Here is a 15252-nt window from a genome sequence, read left to right on the forward strand (position 1 = left end):
GATAGCTCGCCCGCAGCGCATCCTTCGAGACGCCCGCCGATGGCGGGCCCTCAGGATGAGGGCGGAGTGCGCGGCAGCAATTTCAACGGGGGCAATGCTGCTTAGCCTCATCCTGAGGAGACCGCGGAGCGGTCGTCTCGAAGGACGAGGCGCTTGCTCTGGCCGTCACCAAGAAGCCATCTGCGATAGCCCTGCCCTCCAGGGGAGGGTAAGAGGAGCGCTCCGCGTTAGCCTCACCCCACCACCTTACTGCTTCCCTGCGTGATCAACCGCGCCGCCCGCTGATCTCGCGCGTAGATCCAGAGCCAGCTGAGCGCGACGCTGAGGCGGTGGCGCAGGCCGATCAGGAAGTAGATGTGGGCGATGCCCCAGATCCACCACGCGATGGTGCCGCGCAGCTTGACCTTGCCGAAATCGATGATCGCGAGCCGCTTGCCGATCTGTGCGAGGTTGCCGGAATGCTTGTAGCGGAACGCGCCCTTGTTCTCGCCGCGCAGGCGGGCTTTGATCGTTTCGGCAACATGACGTCCCTGCTGCTTGGCCGCCGGCGCGATGCCGGGCACCGGCTTGCCGTCCCAGGCGTTGATGCTGACGGTGTCGCCGATCGCGAAGATCTCGGGATGGCCGGGAATCGTTAGATCATCCTCGACCTGCACGCGCCCGGCACGATCGGCCGGCGCACCGAGCCATTCGGCGGCGGGCGAGGCGCGCACGCCGGCGGCCCAGATTCTTGTCTTGGCCTCGAGCAGCTTGCCGCCGAACACGACGCCCTCGCGGTTGATCTCGGTGACGGCCTGTCCCAGCACGACCTCGACGCCGATCTTTTCCAGCGAGGCCTGCGCATAAGCCGAGAGCTCGTCGGGAAAGCCGGCCAGCACGCGCGGACCCGCCTCGATCAGCACGACGCGCGCTTTGGTCGTGTCGATGTTGCGGAAATCGGCGGGCAGGGTGTGATGCGCCATCTCGGCGATGGTGCCGGCGAGCTCGACGCCGGTGGGGCCCGCGCCGACGATGACGAAGGTCAGCCGTGCGGCGCGCCTGTTCGGATCGGTCTCGCGCTCGGCGCGCTCGAATGCCACCAGGATGTGCCGGCGCAAGGTCGTCGCATCCTCCAGCGTCTTCAGACCCGGCGCCCATGCTTCCCACTCGTCATGGCCGAAATAGGCGTGGCGCGCCCCGGTCGCGAGCACCAGCGTGTCGTAGGGCACCTCGCTGCCGTCGTCGATCAGCACGCAGCGCCGCTCGGCATCGACACCGCTGACGGTCGCGAACAGCGTCGTCACCTCGCGCCGGTCGCGCATCAAATGCCGGATCGGCCAGGCGATCTCGCTGGTCGCGAGCGAGGCGGTCGCGACCTGGTAGAGCAGCGGCTGAAACAGGTGGTGGTTGCGGCGGTCGATCAGCGTGATCTCGACCGGCGCGCCCGCCAGCCTGTATGTCGCCTCCAGCCCGCCGAAGCCGGCGCCGACGATGACGACGCGATGGGGATTTGCGGCCATGATGCACCTCGAATCTCGCTGCTGCTCTCCTTCATTTAAGTGCGGATCGGGCGTCGCGGTCCAATAGCCGTCATCAATCGCGGCATAGGCTTGCTGTATCAACGGCCCGCGAAAAAGCGCCGCAGGCTTGACCCGGCCTTGGCCGAAGTAAGTAGCATTATATTTCTTGCCATCGCCGATTGGGGCGAAATATGGTGCAGGGGCAGACGCTGAGCCATTGGCGGCTCGACAGATTTTGCGTTCAATAGAGACAGACCCGGGGCGGCGATCACCCCGTTTCCGGGATCAATAATAAGGAGGGGAGTGGTTATGAGGACGGCATTCTGGCTGGCGGGCGCAGCGGCGCTGGTGCTGGCGAGCCCGGCATTCGCCGGCGACACCATCAAGATCGGTTTCGTCTCGACCTTCAGCGGCCCGACCGCCGTGATCGGCAATGACATGCGCAATTCGTTCGAGCTCGCGCTCGACCATCTCGGCCGCAAGATGGGCGGCAAGCCGGTCGAGGTGATCTACGAGGACGACGGCCAGAAGCCCGACGTCGGCAAGCAGAAGACCGAGAAGCTGGTGCAGTCCGACAAGGTCGATTTCATCGTCGGCTACATCTGGTCGAACGTGCTCCTGGCCTCGCTCAAGACCGCGGTGGATTCGAAGACCTTTCTGATCTCGGCCAATGCCGGCCCGTCGCAGCTCGCCGGCGAGCTCTGCTCTCCTTACGTGTTCTCCACCTCCTGGCAGAACGACCAGACGCCGCAGGCGGTCGGCACCTACATGAACCAGAAGGGCGTCAAGTCCGTATTCCTGATCGGCCCGAACTACGCGGCCGGCAAGGACATGCTGGCCGGTGTCAAGAGCACCTTCAAGGGCGAGGTGGTCGGCGAGGAATATACGGTGTGGCCGAGCCAGCTGGACTTCTCCGCCGAGCTCACCAAGGCCAAGAACTCCAAGGCCGAGTCGATCTTCGTGTTCTATCCGGGCGCCGCCGGCGTCCAGTTCCTGAACCAATATGCGCAGGCCGGCATCAAGCAGCAGATCCCGCTCTACACTGCCTTCACGATCGACGAATTGTCGCTGCCGCTGCAGAAGGACAACGCGCTCGGCGTGCCCGGCGCGCAGCAATGGGTCAACGACCTGCCCAATGACGAGAACAAGAAGTTCGTCGCCGACTACCGCAAGAAGCATACCGGCCTGCGCCCGACCTTCTACGGCGCGCAGTCCTATGACGCCGCGAACCTGATCAACAGCGCCGTCGTCGCCGTGAAGGGCGACACCTCCAAGAAGGACGAAATGAAGGCCGAGATGGAGAAGGTGAACTTCAAATCGGTGCGCGGTCCGTTCAAGTACGGCAACAATCACATCCCGATCCAGAATTTCTACCTGCAGGACGTGGTCAAGGACGCCGAAGGCCAGCTCGCGCTGAAGACCGTCGCGACCATCGTGGAGAACGACCAGGATCGGTTCCACGACAAGTGCAAGATGAAGTGAGGTGATACTCTTCCCCTCTCCCCGCTTGCGGGGAGAGGCGAAGACCTACACCCGCGGCATGCTGGGCGGGGCGCACCTCGCGGGCTTGCGCCGCCAGCCTGATGCCGGCATTCGCTGCTCCAAAGCCCTGATAATTCCGCCGCTCGACGATCTCGAAGAAGAAGCGCTCGTCGAAGATGTGGGTGTAGACCTGGAAGAACTCGCTGTCGCCCTCGCGGTCGTAGAGGATGTGGTTGGCGCGCAGCTGCGCCATCAGCTCGGGTGCGAGATCGTATTTGGCTTCGATATCGTCGTAATAGTTGTCGGGGATGTCCAGGAAGTCTGCGCCGCGCTTGCGCATCTCTGCGACCGTCGCGAAGATGTCCCGGCAGGAGAACGCGACATGCTGCACGCCTGAGCCAAAAAATTCCGAGATGAAGCGCGCCGGCAGTGTGCGGTTGGCGGAGGAGCCGTTGAGGACGAAGCGCAGGCTCTGGTCGGCGTTGATGATGGCCTGGCTCTGCACGAGGCCCCTGGGATCGGCGATCTCCATCTGCGGCAGGCGCTTCAGGTCGAGGATGCCGGTGTAGAACAGCAGCCAGGACAGCATCTCGTCGTAGGGCATCGACTGCGCGATGTGATCGACGGCGAGCAGGGCGTCGGCGCTTGCATCGCTCGGCACAGGTTCGAAATCGGTGTCCCAGTTCTTGCCGGCCTGATCCAGGAAATAGAGCAGGCTGCCGCCGACGCCGTGGATGGCGGGGATCTCCAGTTCGCCCGGCCCGACCGGCTGGTAGAAGGTGCGCGCCTTCAGCGTCTCGGCGCGCTGCATGGCACGGCCGGCATTGTCGACGTCGAGCGCGATGGCGCAGACGCCGGGGCCATGCGTGACGTAATGCGAATGCGCAAAACCGTCGGTCTCGCAATTGATGACGAGCTCGACCTTGCCCTGCGACCAGCGCTCCACCGCCTTGCTGCGATGCTTGCCGGACTTTCGGAAGCCAAGCTGCGAGAACAGGCGGGCAAGCTCGCCGGCCTTGGTCTCGTTGACGGCAAACTCGATGAACCCGGTGCCGCCGCTCTTCGCCTTCGGGGCCAGCGGCTCGCCGGCAAATTTCGGCCAGTCCGGTGCAAGCTGGTCCTCCAGCAGGATCAGCGAACGCAGGCCGTCGACAGCGGTCTGCGCGGCCGAGCCGGCGCGGAACTGGTCGTTGAAGATCTCCAGCGACAGCGGTCCGGCATAGCCGGTCGCCGCGATCGCTTGCATGAACTCGCCGACCGGCAGGTCGCCCTGGCCGGGGAAGGAGCGGAAGTGCCGGCTCCACGACAGGATGTCGAGCTCGAGTTTTGGCGCGTCGGCAAGCTGCACCAGAAAAATCTTGTCGCCGGGGATCGAAGCCATCGCGCGCGTGGGAAAGCCCGGGGCCAGCGCATGAAAGCTGTCGAGGATGACGCCGATGGCGGGGTGATCGGCGCGGCGCACGATCTCCCAGGCATCGCGATAGTCGTTGACATGGCGGCCCCAGGCCAGCGCCTCGTAGCCGACGCGCAGGCCACGTTTCGCGGCGTGCTCGCCGAGCTCGCGAAAATCGTCCGCGGCGCGGTCGATGCCGCCGAGCGAGGCGGGCGACACGTTGGAGCAGATCAGCAAGAGATCGGTGCCGAGCTCCTGCATCAGATCGAACTTGCGCATCGCGCGGGCAAAGTTGCGCGTGCGCTGCGGCTCCGGCATGCCCTCGAAATCGCGGAACGGCTGGAACGCGCAGATCTCGAGATTGAGGTCGCGGCAGAGCTTTGCGATATCGCGCGGGCCTGCGCCGAACGACAGCAGGTCGTTCTCGAAAATCTCGACAGCGTTAAAGCCGGCGGCGGCGATGGCGCGGAGCTTTTCGTCCAGCGCCCCTGAGAGAGAGACGGTCGCGATCGAGCGCTTGTTCATGCTGCCTGCTCCATGATCCGCCCCGGTGAGATTGTCTGGCCTGTGCGCGCGGCCTCGCTGACGGCTTCGACGACCGCAAGCGTTCCCATCGCGTCCTCGGCCGTGATCAACGGCTGTTCCTGGCCCCTGATGACCGCGCAGAAGTGCCGGAGCTGCTCGACCAGCGGATCGAATGCGGGTGGTGCGACGGTCTCGCGCGACAGCGGCGCGTACCAGCCGGGCTGCTGCGTATAGGACCACAGCTCCATGTTCGGCACGGACAGCGAACCGCCGGTGCCGGAGAAGATGTAGCAGGGCTGGTCCTGCCTGGGATAAGCGGGATTCTCGCCCGAAGAGAGCTCCCAGCTCCACGGCGCCGGCGTCGCGTCCGACACGGTCACTGTTCCCAGCGCGCCACTCGCAAAACGCAGCAGCAGCGCCGCGGTATCTTCGACGGCGAAGCCGCGCACCTTGTTCGAGGTCAGCGCCTGCACCTCGGTGATCTCGCCGCAGATGAAGCGGAGATTGTCGATGTCATGGATGAGATTGATGAGCAGCGGTCCGCCGCCCTGCTCGCGCCGCCACGTCACCTCGAAATAATCGTCGGGCTTCTTCAGCAGCCACAGTCCGACTACGGCGGTGAGCTGGCCGAGCCTGCCGGTCGTGACGGCCTCGCGTGCGGCCTTGATGATCCGATTGTGCCGGCGGTGATGGCCGACCAGCATCGGCACGCCGGTTCGCTTGACCGCCGCGCAAAGGCGCTGCGCGGCGGCAACCGTCTCCGTCACCGGCTTTTCGATCAGCGCCGGCACGTCCGCGGCCGCGCAATCGAGCGCCATCGGCAGGTGCAGCGTGTTGGGCGAAGCGATGACGAGGCCGTCGGGCTTGTCCTGCGCCAGCAGTGCGCGATGATCCGCATACCAGGGCACATTGTGGGCCTCTGCAAAATCCTTCCCGGCAGGCGAGGGGTCGGCGATGCCCGACAGCACGCAGTCCTTCGAGGCCTCGATCAGCGCGATATGGCGGCGGCCGATCAGGCCGGCGCCGGCGACCGCAATGCGCATTCGCGCGCTCATGCCGCACTCTCCTCCATGGCGCCCCCAAGGAAGAGTTGCCCGATGCGGGGATCGTTCAGGATGCGCTCTGCCTTGTCGAGCATGCGGGTCTGGCCGAGCTCGAGCACGATGCCGATGTCGGAGATCTCCAGCGCCGAGCGCGCGTTCTGCTCGATCATCAGGATGGTGACGCCGCGGTCACGCAGGCTCTTGAGGATGTCGAAGGTCTGCTGCACCATCAGCGGCGACAGGCCAATCGAGGGCTCGTCGATCAGCACGAGCTTCGGTTCGAGCAGCAGCGAGCGGGCGATCTCGAGCTGCTTCTGCTCGCCGCCCGAAAGCGTCGAGGCCTGCTGCGCCGATTTGTGGCGCAACGCCGGAAACAGGTCGAGGGCTGCCTCGATCCGCTTGGGCAGGTCGATGCCTTTCCCCGCCGAGACCCCGCCAAGCTCGATGTTGCTGCGGACCGAGAGCTCCGGAAAAATGTTGCGGCCCTGCGGCACATAGCAGATGCCGGCATTGAGCAGCGCGCGCTGGCTCAGATTGGTGACGTCGCGGTTCGCGAAAGTGATCTTGCCCTCGCGCAGCTTCAGGAGACCGAAGATCGCCTTGAACACGGTGGATTTTCCGGCGCCGTTGGGCCCGATGATGGTGGTGATGGTCGCCGGCGGCACCGAAAACGTGGTGCCGTTCAGGATGGTCATCTTGCCGTAACCGCCGACGAGGTTGTGAACCGAGAGGATCGGATCGCTCATGGTGACCTCCTCAATGCCCGAGATAGGCTTCGATCACGGCGGGGTTCTTGCGGACCTCGTCCGGCCGCCCCATCGCCAGCACCTTGCCTTCCGCCATCACCATGACGCGCGAGCAAAGCGACATCACGAACTCCATGTTGTGCTCGATCACGACGAAGGTGGCGTTCTTCTCGCGGTTGATCGCGACCAGACGCTCCTTCAGGTCCGTCAGCATCGACGGGTTGACACCGCCGGCGGGCTCGTCGAGCAGCACCAGGCGTGGGCCACCCATGAAGGCCATGGCGGCATCGAGCAGTTTTTGCTGGCCATAGGAGAGGCCGCCGGCAGGCTCGTCGGCGAGATGGTCGAGCTTGAAAAAGCCGATCATCTGGTTCGCAGCGTCCGTCAGCCCGGCATCGGAGCGGCCGACGAGGCGCGAGGCCATGTTGCCCTGGTGCTCCTGTCCGGCGAGGATCAGGTTCTCGCGCACCGAGAGTTTTGGGAACACCTGCAGAAGCTGGAAGGTGCGGCTGACCCCGAGCTTGTTGAGCTCGGAGGGGCGCAGGCCGGTGACGACCTGCCCGTCGAGCTTCACTTCGCCGCCTGATGGCGTGAGCTGGCCGAGGATGCAGTTGAACAGCGTGGACTTGCCGCAGCCGTTCGGGCCGATCAGGCCGAGGATCTCGCCCTCGCGCACGTCGAAGCTGACGCCATTGACGGCGTGGATGCCGCCAAAGCTCTTCTTGATGTCAGTGACTTCGAGGACCGCGCTCATTGCACCGTCTCCAGGCGCGACTTGGCGACGGCGCGGAGCGCGGAGGCCGCCTTGGTGCGCCGCGCCGCCATGTAGCGATCGAGGATTCCCAAAATGCCGGTCGGCGACCAGATCAGCAGCAGCATCACCGCGACCGCGTAGAGCATCAGATAATAGCCTTCGGTGAAGCGCAGCCATTCCGGCAGCAGCACCGCGATCATCGCGCCGAGGAACGGGCCGAAATAGAAACCGGCGCCGCCGACGATCACCATCATCAACAGATCGAGCGAGAGCGACAGGTTGAAGGGAACAGGGTCGATATATTGCGTCAGCGGCGCATAGAGCGCGCCGGCGACGCCGCCGAGCGCCGAGCCGATCGCAAACGCCATCAGCGTGTAGCGCCGCGTGTCGATGCCGAGCGACTGCGCGCGCAAGGGATTTTCGCGCAGCGCCATGAAGGCGCGGCCCCAGGGCGAGCGGATCAGCCACCAGACCGCGAGCGACACGATCGCCAGCGAGCCGAGGCAGACATAGTAGAACGGCAGCGGCTTGTTGGTCGCGATGCCGAAGATGTGCGGACGCGGGATATTCGAGATGCCGTAAATGCCGCCGGTGAGCCAGCTCTCGTTGCGGAACACCAGGAAGGCGAGGGTGGAGAAAGCGAGCGTGACGAAGGCGAGGTAGTGGTGCTGCACGCGCAGCGCGGGATAGCCGAGCACCCAGCCGACTGCGAAGCTGAGGGCGATTGCGACAAGGATCGCCGCCGGCAGCGGCCAGCCATGGGTAGTCATGATCGCCGCGGCATAGGCGCCGATGCCGACGAAGGCGCCCTGCGCCAGCGAGACCTGGCCGGCATAGCCGAGCGTGAGGTTGAGACCCATCGCGGCGATGCTCATTACCGCCCACTGGCTCAGGATGAACAGGCCGTAGCGGTTGAAGTTCATGGGGATGAAGATCAGGCCGGTGATGACGGCAAGGCCGAGCGCGATCTTCAACGGTTTGGCGAAGCCGCTCATACGGTGCGCTCCTCGGCGCGGCCGAGCAAGCCCTGCGGCCGGAACAGGATGACGGCGATCAGGAAGATCATCGGCACGGCGGCGCGGTACTGCGTCGAGACATAGGCGGCCGCGAGATTGTCGAGCACGCCGATCAGGAGGCCGCCGGCGATCGCGCCGCGCACCTGGTTGAAGCCGCCGACGATCGCGGCGATGAAGGCGGCCTGGCCCAGCACCTCGCCGGACGAGAATTTTGCGAGGTAGATCGGCGTGATCAGCAGCGAAGCCAGCGCGACCAGGAAGGCGTTGATCAGGAAGGTCAAGAGGATCATGCGCTCGACGGGCACGCCGATGATGCGCGCCACCGTCGGGTTCTGCGCCGCCGCTTGCATCTGGTGGCCGAGCGAGGTGCGGTTCAGCAGTGTCGTCAGTCCAAGGACGGCGAGAATTGCGACGGCGAGGACGCCGATGCTTTGCAGCGACACGGCGTGACCGAGAATGGAGATGTCGCCGGTCGGCACGATCGAAGGGAAGGGCGAAGCTTCCGCGCTGAAGAACTGTTTTACGGCCTCCTTGATGCCGATCGCGAGCGCCATGGTCGCAATCGCCAGCGGCAGCACGCCATGGCGCATCATCGGGTCGACCAGCAGCATCTTGAAGGCAAGGCCCAGCAGGATCATCGACAGCAGGATGCCGAGGATGATGGCGAGCCAGAACGGCGCGCCGGCATGCATCGCCGCCAGCATCAGGAAGGCCGGCAGCATCACGAACTCGCCCTGGGCGAAATTGATGGTCTGCGAGGTCTGCCACAGCAGCGTGAAGCCGACCGCGACCAGCGCGTAGATCGCGCCGGTGGCAAGTCCTGCGACCAGAAGATCGAATAGGTTGGACATGTTCCCCTCTCGCCTATCCCTCGGGCCCGCTCTGTCGTCTCCCTCTCCCCGTCTCTCTTTCTTCTCCCTCTCCCCGCGAAGGGCGGGGAGAGGGAGACGAAAGATCTCTCCCCGCATCCGCCTTCGCTAAAGCTTCGGCGAGACAGGCGCGGGGAGAGGCGAAGATCACTTCACCTTCGGCAGCACCTGCTTCACCACCTGCTTGCCTTCGACCACCTCGACCAGAAAGCTCTGGCGGTCGATGTCGCCGGTGTCGCTGAAGGTGACGTCCATCAGGACGCCCGGCTCGTCCGCGGCCTTGATGGTCAGGCCGTGCAGCGTATCGGCGAACTTCTTCGGGTCGACTTTGCCCATCTTCTCGGTGGTGGCCTTCACCATGTAGACGGCGAGATAGCCCTTCAGGCCGTTATGGTCAGGCACGTAATTGTACTTCTTGGAAAACTTCTCGCGGAACGCCTTGATCAAATCGACCGGCGCGTCGGTGGTGAGGCCGACATGGCCGCGCGCGCCGTTGGCGGCTTCGCCGGCGAGCTCGATCACCTTCTGGCCGATCAGCGTGGTCTCGCCCATCAGCGGCGCGGTGACGCCCTGGCGCTTCAGCTCCTTCAGGATGCGCGCGCTCTCTTCTTCATTCAGGTAGACGAACACCGCATCGGGGTTGGCAGCCTTGATCTTGCCGACGTCGGCGGCGAAATCGGCCTGGCCCGCTTCGGTCGAGAGGTCGGCAACCACCTTGGAGCCGAGCCGGTCGAGCTCCTTGACCACGACATCGCGGCCGCCGCGGCCGAAGTCATTGTTGACCCAGACCACCGCGACGGTCTTCGCCTTCATCTCGTCGTGGATGTACTTTGCGACCTTCGGCATCGACGACTGCTGGCCGAACGAGGTGCGGAACAGGAACTTGTTGCCGGCTTGCGTCAGCTCGGCAGCTTCACCGCCCATGATCTGCGCGATGCCGGCTTCGGCCGCGAGCGGCGCCGTCACCTTGACCGAGCCGGAATAGCCGGGCCCGAGCAGCACATAGGGCTCGGCGTCGAGCGCCTTCTGCACCTGGGCGCGCGCCACGCCGGGGTTGGATTGCGAGTCGGCGTGGGTCACCTCGAGCTTGCGGCCGAGCACGCCGCCCTTGGCGTTGATCTCCTCGATCGCGAGGTCGATGCCATTCTTCCAGTTGGTGCCGACGGTGGCGCCGCCGCCCGAGAGCTCGGCGACGTCGGCGAGCTTGATCGCCTGGGCGTGGACGCTGGTTGCAGTCGCGAAGGCAAGCAGGGCGCCTGCCAGCAGGGTCGATTTCATGGTCTCTCCTCCCATTTTCGTTGATGTTGTCCGCGGCCTTGTGTCCGGCCGCTTCCGTTACGCTGCGTGATAGGCCGAACTTCGGGCCGCCATCACCTCGTCGAATGCCTCTCCCATGACCTCGGTCGATGGGGCAAGACCCGTGAACAGTTCGAACGCGTCGGCGGCCTGGTAGATCGCAAGCTCCCGCCCGGTCATGATCTTCGCGCCCTTGGCCTTGGCTGCCGCCAGCAGCGGCGTGATCAGCGGCGAATAGACGGCGTCGGCGACCCACAGGTTTTCGCGCAGCAGCGAGGCTGCGACCGGGGTGTCCCGGTTCGGCAGCATGCCGACCGGCGTGCCGTTGATGAGGCCGGTTGCGCCATGAAGTGCGTCCTCGACGCTTCTAGCCACCCGTGCGCCACCATGCTTCGCCAGCAGCGCGGCGAGTTTTTCGGCGCGTGCCGGCTCGCTGTCGAAGATCCGGAGGTCAGCCACCTCAAGGCTCGCCAGCGCAAAGGCGATCGCCTTGCCGACGCCGCCGGTGCCGATCACGGCCACCGCATTTCCGGAAGAAGCCAGCAGCGGCGCGACGGCGCGCGCAAAGCCCGTCGTATCGGTGTTGTGGCCGATCAGGCGGCCGTCCCTGACGACGACGGTGTTGACCGCCGCCATGGTCGCCGCAGCCGGTGCCAGCTCGTCGAGCAGCGGCACCACAGCCTCCTTGTAGGGGAAGGTAACGTTGACGCCGGCAAAGCCGAGCCGCCGCACGCCTTCAAGCATCATGGCAAGGCCGGCGGCATCGGCGCCGGCGACCTCGATGAGCTGGTAATGGCCGCGCAGGCCGAGCGCCTCGGCGGCGCGCTCATGCATGGCAGGGGATGCGGAATGCGCGATCGGCGCGCCGATCAGGCCGGTGAGGAGTTTCTTGCTGGCGGCATATCCGCGCTTCGACATGGTTCGCAATCGTCTCGTTGGGAGCGTTCGGTCCCGGCCATTAGCGGGGAAATCCGCCCAATTCCAAGGGGCTTCCAGGGGCGACGATAGTCTTTCCCCTGCCTAACACAATTACCCTTTTGTCCTGCAAACCTAACATCATGTTATTTCTTGCGTCCGCGTGCCGGGGCGGCCTTGCCGTTGCCGCGGGCCGGCTCGACCGCACGCATCTCGGCGCGCAGGGATTCGATGAAGTATTCGACGTGAAGCGACAGCGGCGCACCGCGCTTGACCGCGATATAGGTGTCGAACCGCGTCGGCTCGGTGATCTTCAAGAGCTCGATCCCGGGATAGCCGCCGTGGGCCACCGTGAACTGGTCGATGATGGCGATGCCGAGGCCCGCCTTCACCAGCGCGCAGACCGTGGTGCCGAAGCGCGCGCGGATGGTGATGTTGTAGTCGAGGCGGTGGCGCGCAAACATCTCGGCCATGATCCGGCCGTAAGGGTCGTTGGGATCGATGCCGATCAGCGGATAGCGGGTGATCTCGGCGGCCGAGACCTGCTTGCGGCCGGCGAGTTCGTGCCCCGGCGGCACGATGCAATAGAGCTCGCCGGAGGCAAGAGGCATGAAGTCGAGCCCGGAATGCTCCAGCCGGTAGCTCATCGCGACGCACTCCCCGCGGCCGAGCAGGAGATAGTCGATCGCTTCCTCGAGCTTGAGGATGTTGATGTCGATGCCGAGATCGGGATAGCGGCGGCGGACGCGCTCGATCGCGCGCGGCACCATGACCTGCGAGATGCTCGGCACCGAGCCGATGCGCAGCTCCGACAATCCGCCGCGGCCGATCTTGGAGATGATCTCGGAGAGATCGTCGACCTTCTTGTAGACGCCGTTGATCTGCTCGAAGATGTTCTCGGCTTCCGGCGTCGGGAAGTAGCGGCCGTTCTGGCGCTGGAAGAAGCGGATGCCGAGCGAGCGCTCGGTGTATTTGACGAGGCGGCTGATCCCCGGCGCCGAGACGTTGAGCAGCTTCGCCGCGCCGCCAATGGTGCCCGTCACCATCACGGCACGGATCACTTCAACCTGGCGCAACGTCATCATGGTCTGGCATCCGAAAGACGATCGTGGCGGCGATCATCTCACGAGAGCTGCGCTGTCATCCAGCGGCAAGTGTGTCGATGTGGAGGGGGAGGGCCCGCCGCTCTCGTGTCCCGGACGCGCTGCAACGCGTTTGGCGTTGCGGCGCAGGGCCGGGACCCGGAAGGCCAGAGGGGAAGTTGCGAATGGATGGGCCCCGGCTCTGCAGCGCATCGTCGAAGAGACGCTGCGCTGCGTCCGGGGCACGCGAGTGCGGCTGGGTTCATCAACTCTCACAAGGGGAGAAAGGAAGCCTAACTTCGCGGTCAGAGTGTTTCGACTAAAATCTGCGCGTTCAAATGGAAAGGCGTCATCGTCGCGCGATCTGTTGCATCGGCGTCGTTGCTGCGACTGCGTTCTAGCTCGCCGGGCCCTCGGGCAAAATGCTGTCCGCCAACTTCTCGCGCTCGCTCTGCAGCACCTCGCGCGCGAACTCGATGATTTTCTGCTTGTTTGCCGTTTCGTGCACGGCGAAAAACACGCGGTTCAATTCCAGGCCGAGCACGCTGTTGAGGGCGATGTTCTCGTCGTCCATCGTGGTTTTCCCGCTTTCTACGCCTTTAGGTGTAACTTGACGTCACTTCTTCCACAAGTAGATTAAGGCCTCGCAGCAGCTCGCCACCGGTAAACTACGGACCAGCGAATTGAGGCAGCCATCGAATACGTGCTATACGGGACGGCGTGGGTCAGGAATTGCACCGATGTCCGCCGTAGACTATGGCCGGGAGGCGCTCGACTTCATTGAAGGCCTTGGGGCTTATCGCGCCGTCCCAGACGCGATGAATGCGCTTGAATCAGCCTTCGGTCGCTTCGGTTTCGAAACCATCATCGTGACGGGGCTGCCAAATCCCGATCAGCGCTTTGCGCAGATGGTGCTCGCCAAGCGCTGGCCCGCGGGCTGGTTCAACCTGTATACCCAGAACAATTACGACCGCGTCGATCCGGTGGTGCGGCTGTGCCGGCAATCGGTCAACCCGTTCGAGTGGTCCGAAGCCCCCTATGATGCCGAGCTCGAGCCCGAGGCGGCCGAGGTGATGAACCGCGCCGGCGATTTTCGCATGTCGCGCGGCTTCATCGTGCCGATCCACGGGCTTACCGGCTATGAAGCCGCGGTGTCGCTCGGCGGCGTCCATCTCGACCTCAATCCCCGCAGCAAGCCGGCGCTGCACCTGATGGCGATGTATGGCTTCGACCACATCCGCCGTCTGCTCGAGCCGGCGCCGTATCCCTCGACCCGTCTCACCCCGCGCGAGCGCGAGGTGATCTCGTGGGCCTCGCAGGGCAAGTCGGCCTGGGAGATCGGCGAGATCCTGCACATCACGCAGCGCACGGCCGAAGAGCATCTTGCAACCGCCGCGCGCAAGCTCGGTGCCGTCAACCGTACGCATGCGGTGGCGCTGGCGATTCGCGGCAAGATTATCAATCCCTAAGCGACGTACTGGGAAATTTCCCAATATCGAACCTGCGTCTTTTCGCAGATTCTGCCCCCATTGAGGATGAATGGGGGTTTCATGATTCACGCAATTTCCGCGGTAAATCGCCACCTATACGAAGACGTGCTCGAACAGCATTTCAGGCTGCGCCATGACATCTTCGTCGAGGAGCGGCGGTGGGAAACGCTGCGCCGGCCGGACGGCCGCGAGATCGATTCCTATGACGACGAGGATACAGTCTATCTGCTTGCGCTGGAGGGCCGGCGCGTCGTCGGCGGCCACCGGCTCTACCCGACGACCAAGCCTTCGATGATGAGCGAGATCTTCCCGCATTTGGCGGCGGTGTGCGGCTGTCCCGTGGATCCGCTGGTCTGGGAGTGGTCGCGCTACTTCGTCGTCCGCGACCGCCGCGACGGCGCTCTCAACCTGCAACTGATGGCGGCGGTGCAGGAGTTCTGCCTCAATCAGGGAATCGCACAGGTCAGCGCGATCATGGAGACCTGGTGGTTGCCGCGCTTCCACGAGGCCGGCTTCGTCGTGACGCCGCTCGGTCTGCCGGCCCTGGTAGAGAATGCATGGACCATGGCGGCCGCCATCGACATTCGTCGGGAGACGCTCGATGCCCTGCATGATCGCATCGGCACGACTTCCGTCGTGCAGCAGGACGGCCCGCGCCTGGATGCCGTCGCCCGTGCCAACCTCTGCGGTCTTGCTGCCGCGCAACGAAAGAGCGCCTGAGATGTCGAACATGATGCGGGATAGCCAGATCATGGCGCAAACCAACGACGAGAACCTCGGCTACATGTCCGACATGGCGATGGAGCTGGCGCAGATGGCGGACGACTCCGGACTGACGACGCTCGCCTATCTCTTCCGGATGGCGGCACTGGAGGCTTCGACGGTCAACAGCATGCTCGCCGAGCCGGACGATTTCCCCCAACAGATGACGTCGCACTAGACGCATCCTTCCTTGCTTCAACGGCGTTCGCACCCTCTCCCCGGTCTGAACAGTCGGGGGGAGGGTGATGCCGTTTGGGTGCGGCAGGTTGCCCCATCCGGCGCGGCAGCCTTTTTGCATTGCGAGGCGCGTCTCGGCCGCATGTGCCGGGATGCAACAAAGTGCATGTTTGGAGTCGAATCGCTCTTGCCTCGGAACGATA

Annotated in this window: 15 protein-coding genes; 4 read left to right on the forward strand and 11 right to left on the reverse strand. The window is 64.7% G+C overall.

Annotation, left to right across the window (positions count from 1 at the left end):
- Positions 1-233: 233 nt before the first annotated feature.
- Positions 234-1499 carry an NAD(P)/FAD-dependent oxidoreductase gene (locus ACVJ19_RS15275; RefSeq protein ID WP_453948388.1) on the reverse strand — a complete coding sequence of 422 codons (1266 nt, stop codon included), beginning with the start codon at positions 1497-1499 and terminating at the stop codon, positions 234-236.
- Positions 1500-1808: 309 nt separating this feature from the next.
- Here ACVJ19_RS15275 and ACVJ19_RS15280 point away from each other — a divergent pair, with 309 nt between their 5' ends.
- Positions 1809-2981 (forward strand): ABC transporter substrate-binding protein, encoded by a 1173-nt coding sequence (locus ACVJ19_RS15280; protein ID WP_453948386.1) that lies wholly within the window; start codon positions 1809-1811, stop codon positions 2979-2981.
- Here ACVJ19_RS15280 and ACVJ19_RS15285 read toward each other — a convergent pair.
- The 10 genes from ACVJ19_RS15285 to ACVJ19_RS15330 all read right to left on the reverse strand — a co-directional run bounded on the left by ACVJ19_RS15285 (position 2887) and on the right by ACVJ19_RS15330 (position 13194).
- On the reverse strand, positions 2887-4899 hold the full coding sequence (locus ACVJ19_RS15285) for a bifunctional sugar phosphate isomerase/epimerase/4-hydroxyphenylpyruvate dioxygenase family protein (RefSeq protein ID WP_456739391.1): 2013 nt from the start codon (positions 4897-4899) through the stop codon (positions 2887-2889). The genes ACVJ19_RS15280 and ACVJ19_RS15285 overlap by 95 nt on opposite strands.
- Positions 4896-5954, reverse strand: coding sequence for a Gfo/Idh/MocA family protein (locus tag ACVJ19_RS15290; protein WP_453948382.1), 1059 nt, complete (start codon positions 5952-5954; stop codon positions 4896-4898). Before ACVJ19_RS15290 ends, ACVJ19_RS15285 begins: the two co-directional genes overlap by 4 nt.
- Entirely contained in the window at positions 5951-6688 is a 738-nt protein-coding gene (locus ACVJ19_RS15295) for an ABC transporter ATP-binding protein (RefSeq protein ID WP_453948380.1), read from the reverse strand. Before ACVJ19_RS15295 ends, ACVJ19_RS15290 begins: the two co-directional genes overlap by 4 nt.
- Before the next feature lie 10 nt (positions 6689-6698).
- Positions 6699-7442 (reverse strand): ABC transporter ATP-binding protein, encoded by a 744-nt coding sequence (locus tag ACVJ19_RS15300; protein WP_453948378.1) that lies wholly within the window; start codon positions 7440-7442, stop codon positions 6699-6701.
- A complete protein-coding gene (locus ACVJ19_RS15305; protein ID WP_453948376.1) occupies positions 7439-8437 on the reverse strand; it encodes a branched-chain amino acid ABC transporter permease in 999 nt (332 codons plus the stop codon). The genes ACVJ19_RS15300 and ACVJ19_RS15305 overlap by 4 nt, the downstream gene beginning before the upstream one ends.
- Positions 8434-9309, reverse strand: coding sequence for a branched-chain amino acid ABC transporter permease (locus ACVJ19_RS15310; protein ID WP_018644484.1), 876 nt, complete (start codon positions 9307-9309; stop codon positions 8434-8436). Before ACVJ19_RS15310 ends, ACVJ19_RS15305 begins: the two co-directional genes overlap by 4 nt.
- A 165-nt stretch (positions 9310-9474) precedes the next feature.
- A complete protein-coding gene (locus ACVJ19_RS15315) occupies positions 9475-10605 on the reverse strand; it encodes an ABC transporter substrate-binding protein (protein ID WP_453948375.1) in 1131 nt (376 codons plus the stop codon).
- Between the two features lie 57 nt (positions 10606-10662).
- Positions 10663-11541: a shikimate dehydrogenase gene (locus tag ACVJ19_RS15320; RefSeq protein WP_453948373.1), complete on the reverse strand. Its 879-nt coding sequence runs from the start codon at positions 11539-11541 to the stop codon at positions 10663-10665.
- Between the two features lie 143 nt (positions 11542-11684).
- Positions 11685-12623 (reverse strand): LysR family transcriptional regulator, encoded by a 939-nt coding sequence (locus ACVJ19_RS15325; RefSeq protein ID WP_453948371.1) that lies wholly within the window; start codon positions 12621-12623, stop codon positions 11685-11687.
- A gap of 394 nt (positions 12624-13017) precedes the next feature.
- Positions 13018-13194 carry a hypothetical protein gene (locus ACVJ19_RS15330; protein ID WP_453948369.1) on the reverse strand — a complete coding sequence of 59 codons (177 nt, stop codon included), beginning with the start codon at positions 13192-13194 and terminating at the stop codon, positions 13018-13020.
- A 166-nt stretch (positions 13195-13360) separates the two neighbouring features.
- On the opposite strand from ACVJ19_RS15330, the gene ACVJ19_RS15335 reads away from it, so the two are divergent.
- The 3 genes from ACVJ19_RS15335 to ACVJ19_RS15345 all read left to right on the forward strand — a co-directional run bounded on the left by ACVJ19_RS15335 (position 13361) and on the right by ACVJ19_RS15345 (position 15050).
- Positions 13361-14089: a LuxR family transcriptional regulator gene (locus ACVJ19_RS15335; RefSeq protein ID WP_453948367.1), complete on the forward strand. Its 729-nt coding sequence runs from the start codon at positions 13361-13363 to the stop codon at positions 14087-14089.
- An 81-nt stretch (positions 14090-14170) separates the two neighbouring features.
- The gene (locus ACVJ19_RS15340; RefSeq protein WP_453948365.1) at positions 14171-14830 is read left to right on the forward strand and encodes an acyl-homoserine-lactone synthase; all 660 of its coding nucleotides are present in this window, start codon (positions 14171-14173) and stop codon (positions 14828-14830) included.
- Position 14831: 1 nt separating this feature from the next.
- Entirely contained in the window at positions 14832-15050 is a 219-nt protein-coding gene (locus ACVJ19_RS15345) for a hypothetical protein (RefSeq protein ID WP_453948363.1), read from the forward strand.
- The last annotated feature ends 202 nt before the right edge of the window (positions 15051-15252 follow it).

The organism is Bradyrhizobium sp. USDA 376, assembly GCF_054063675.1.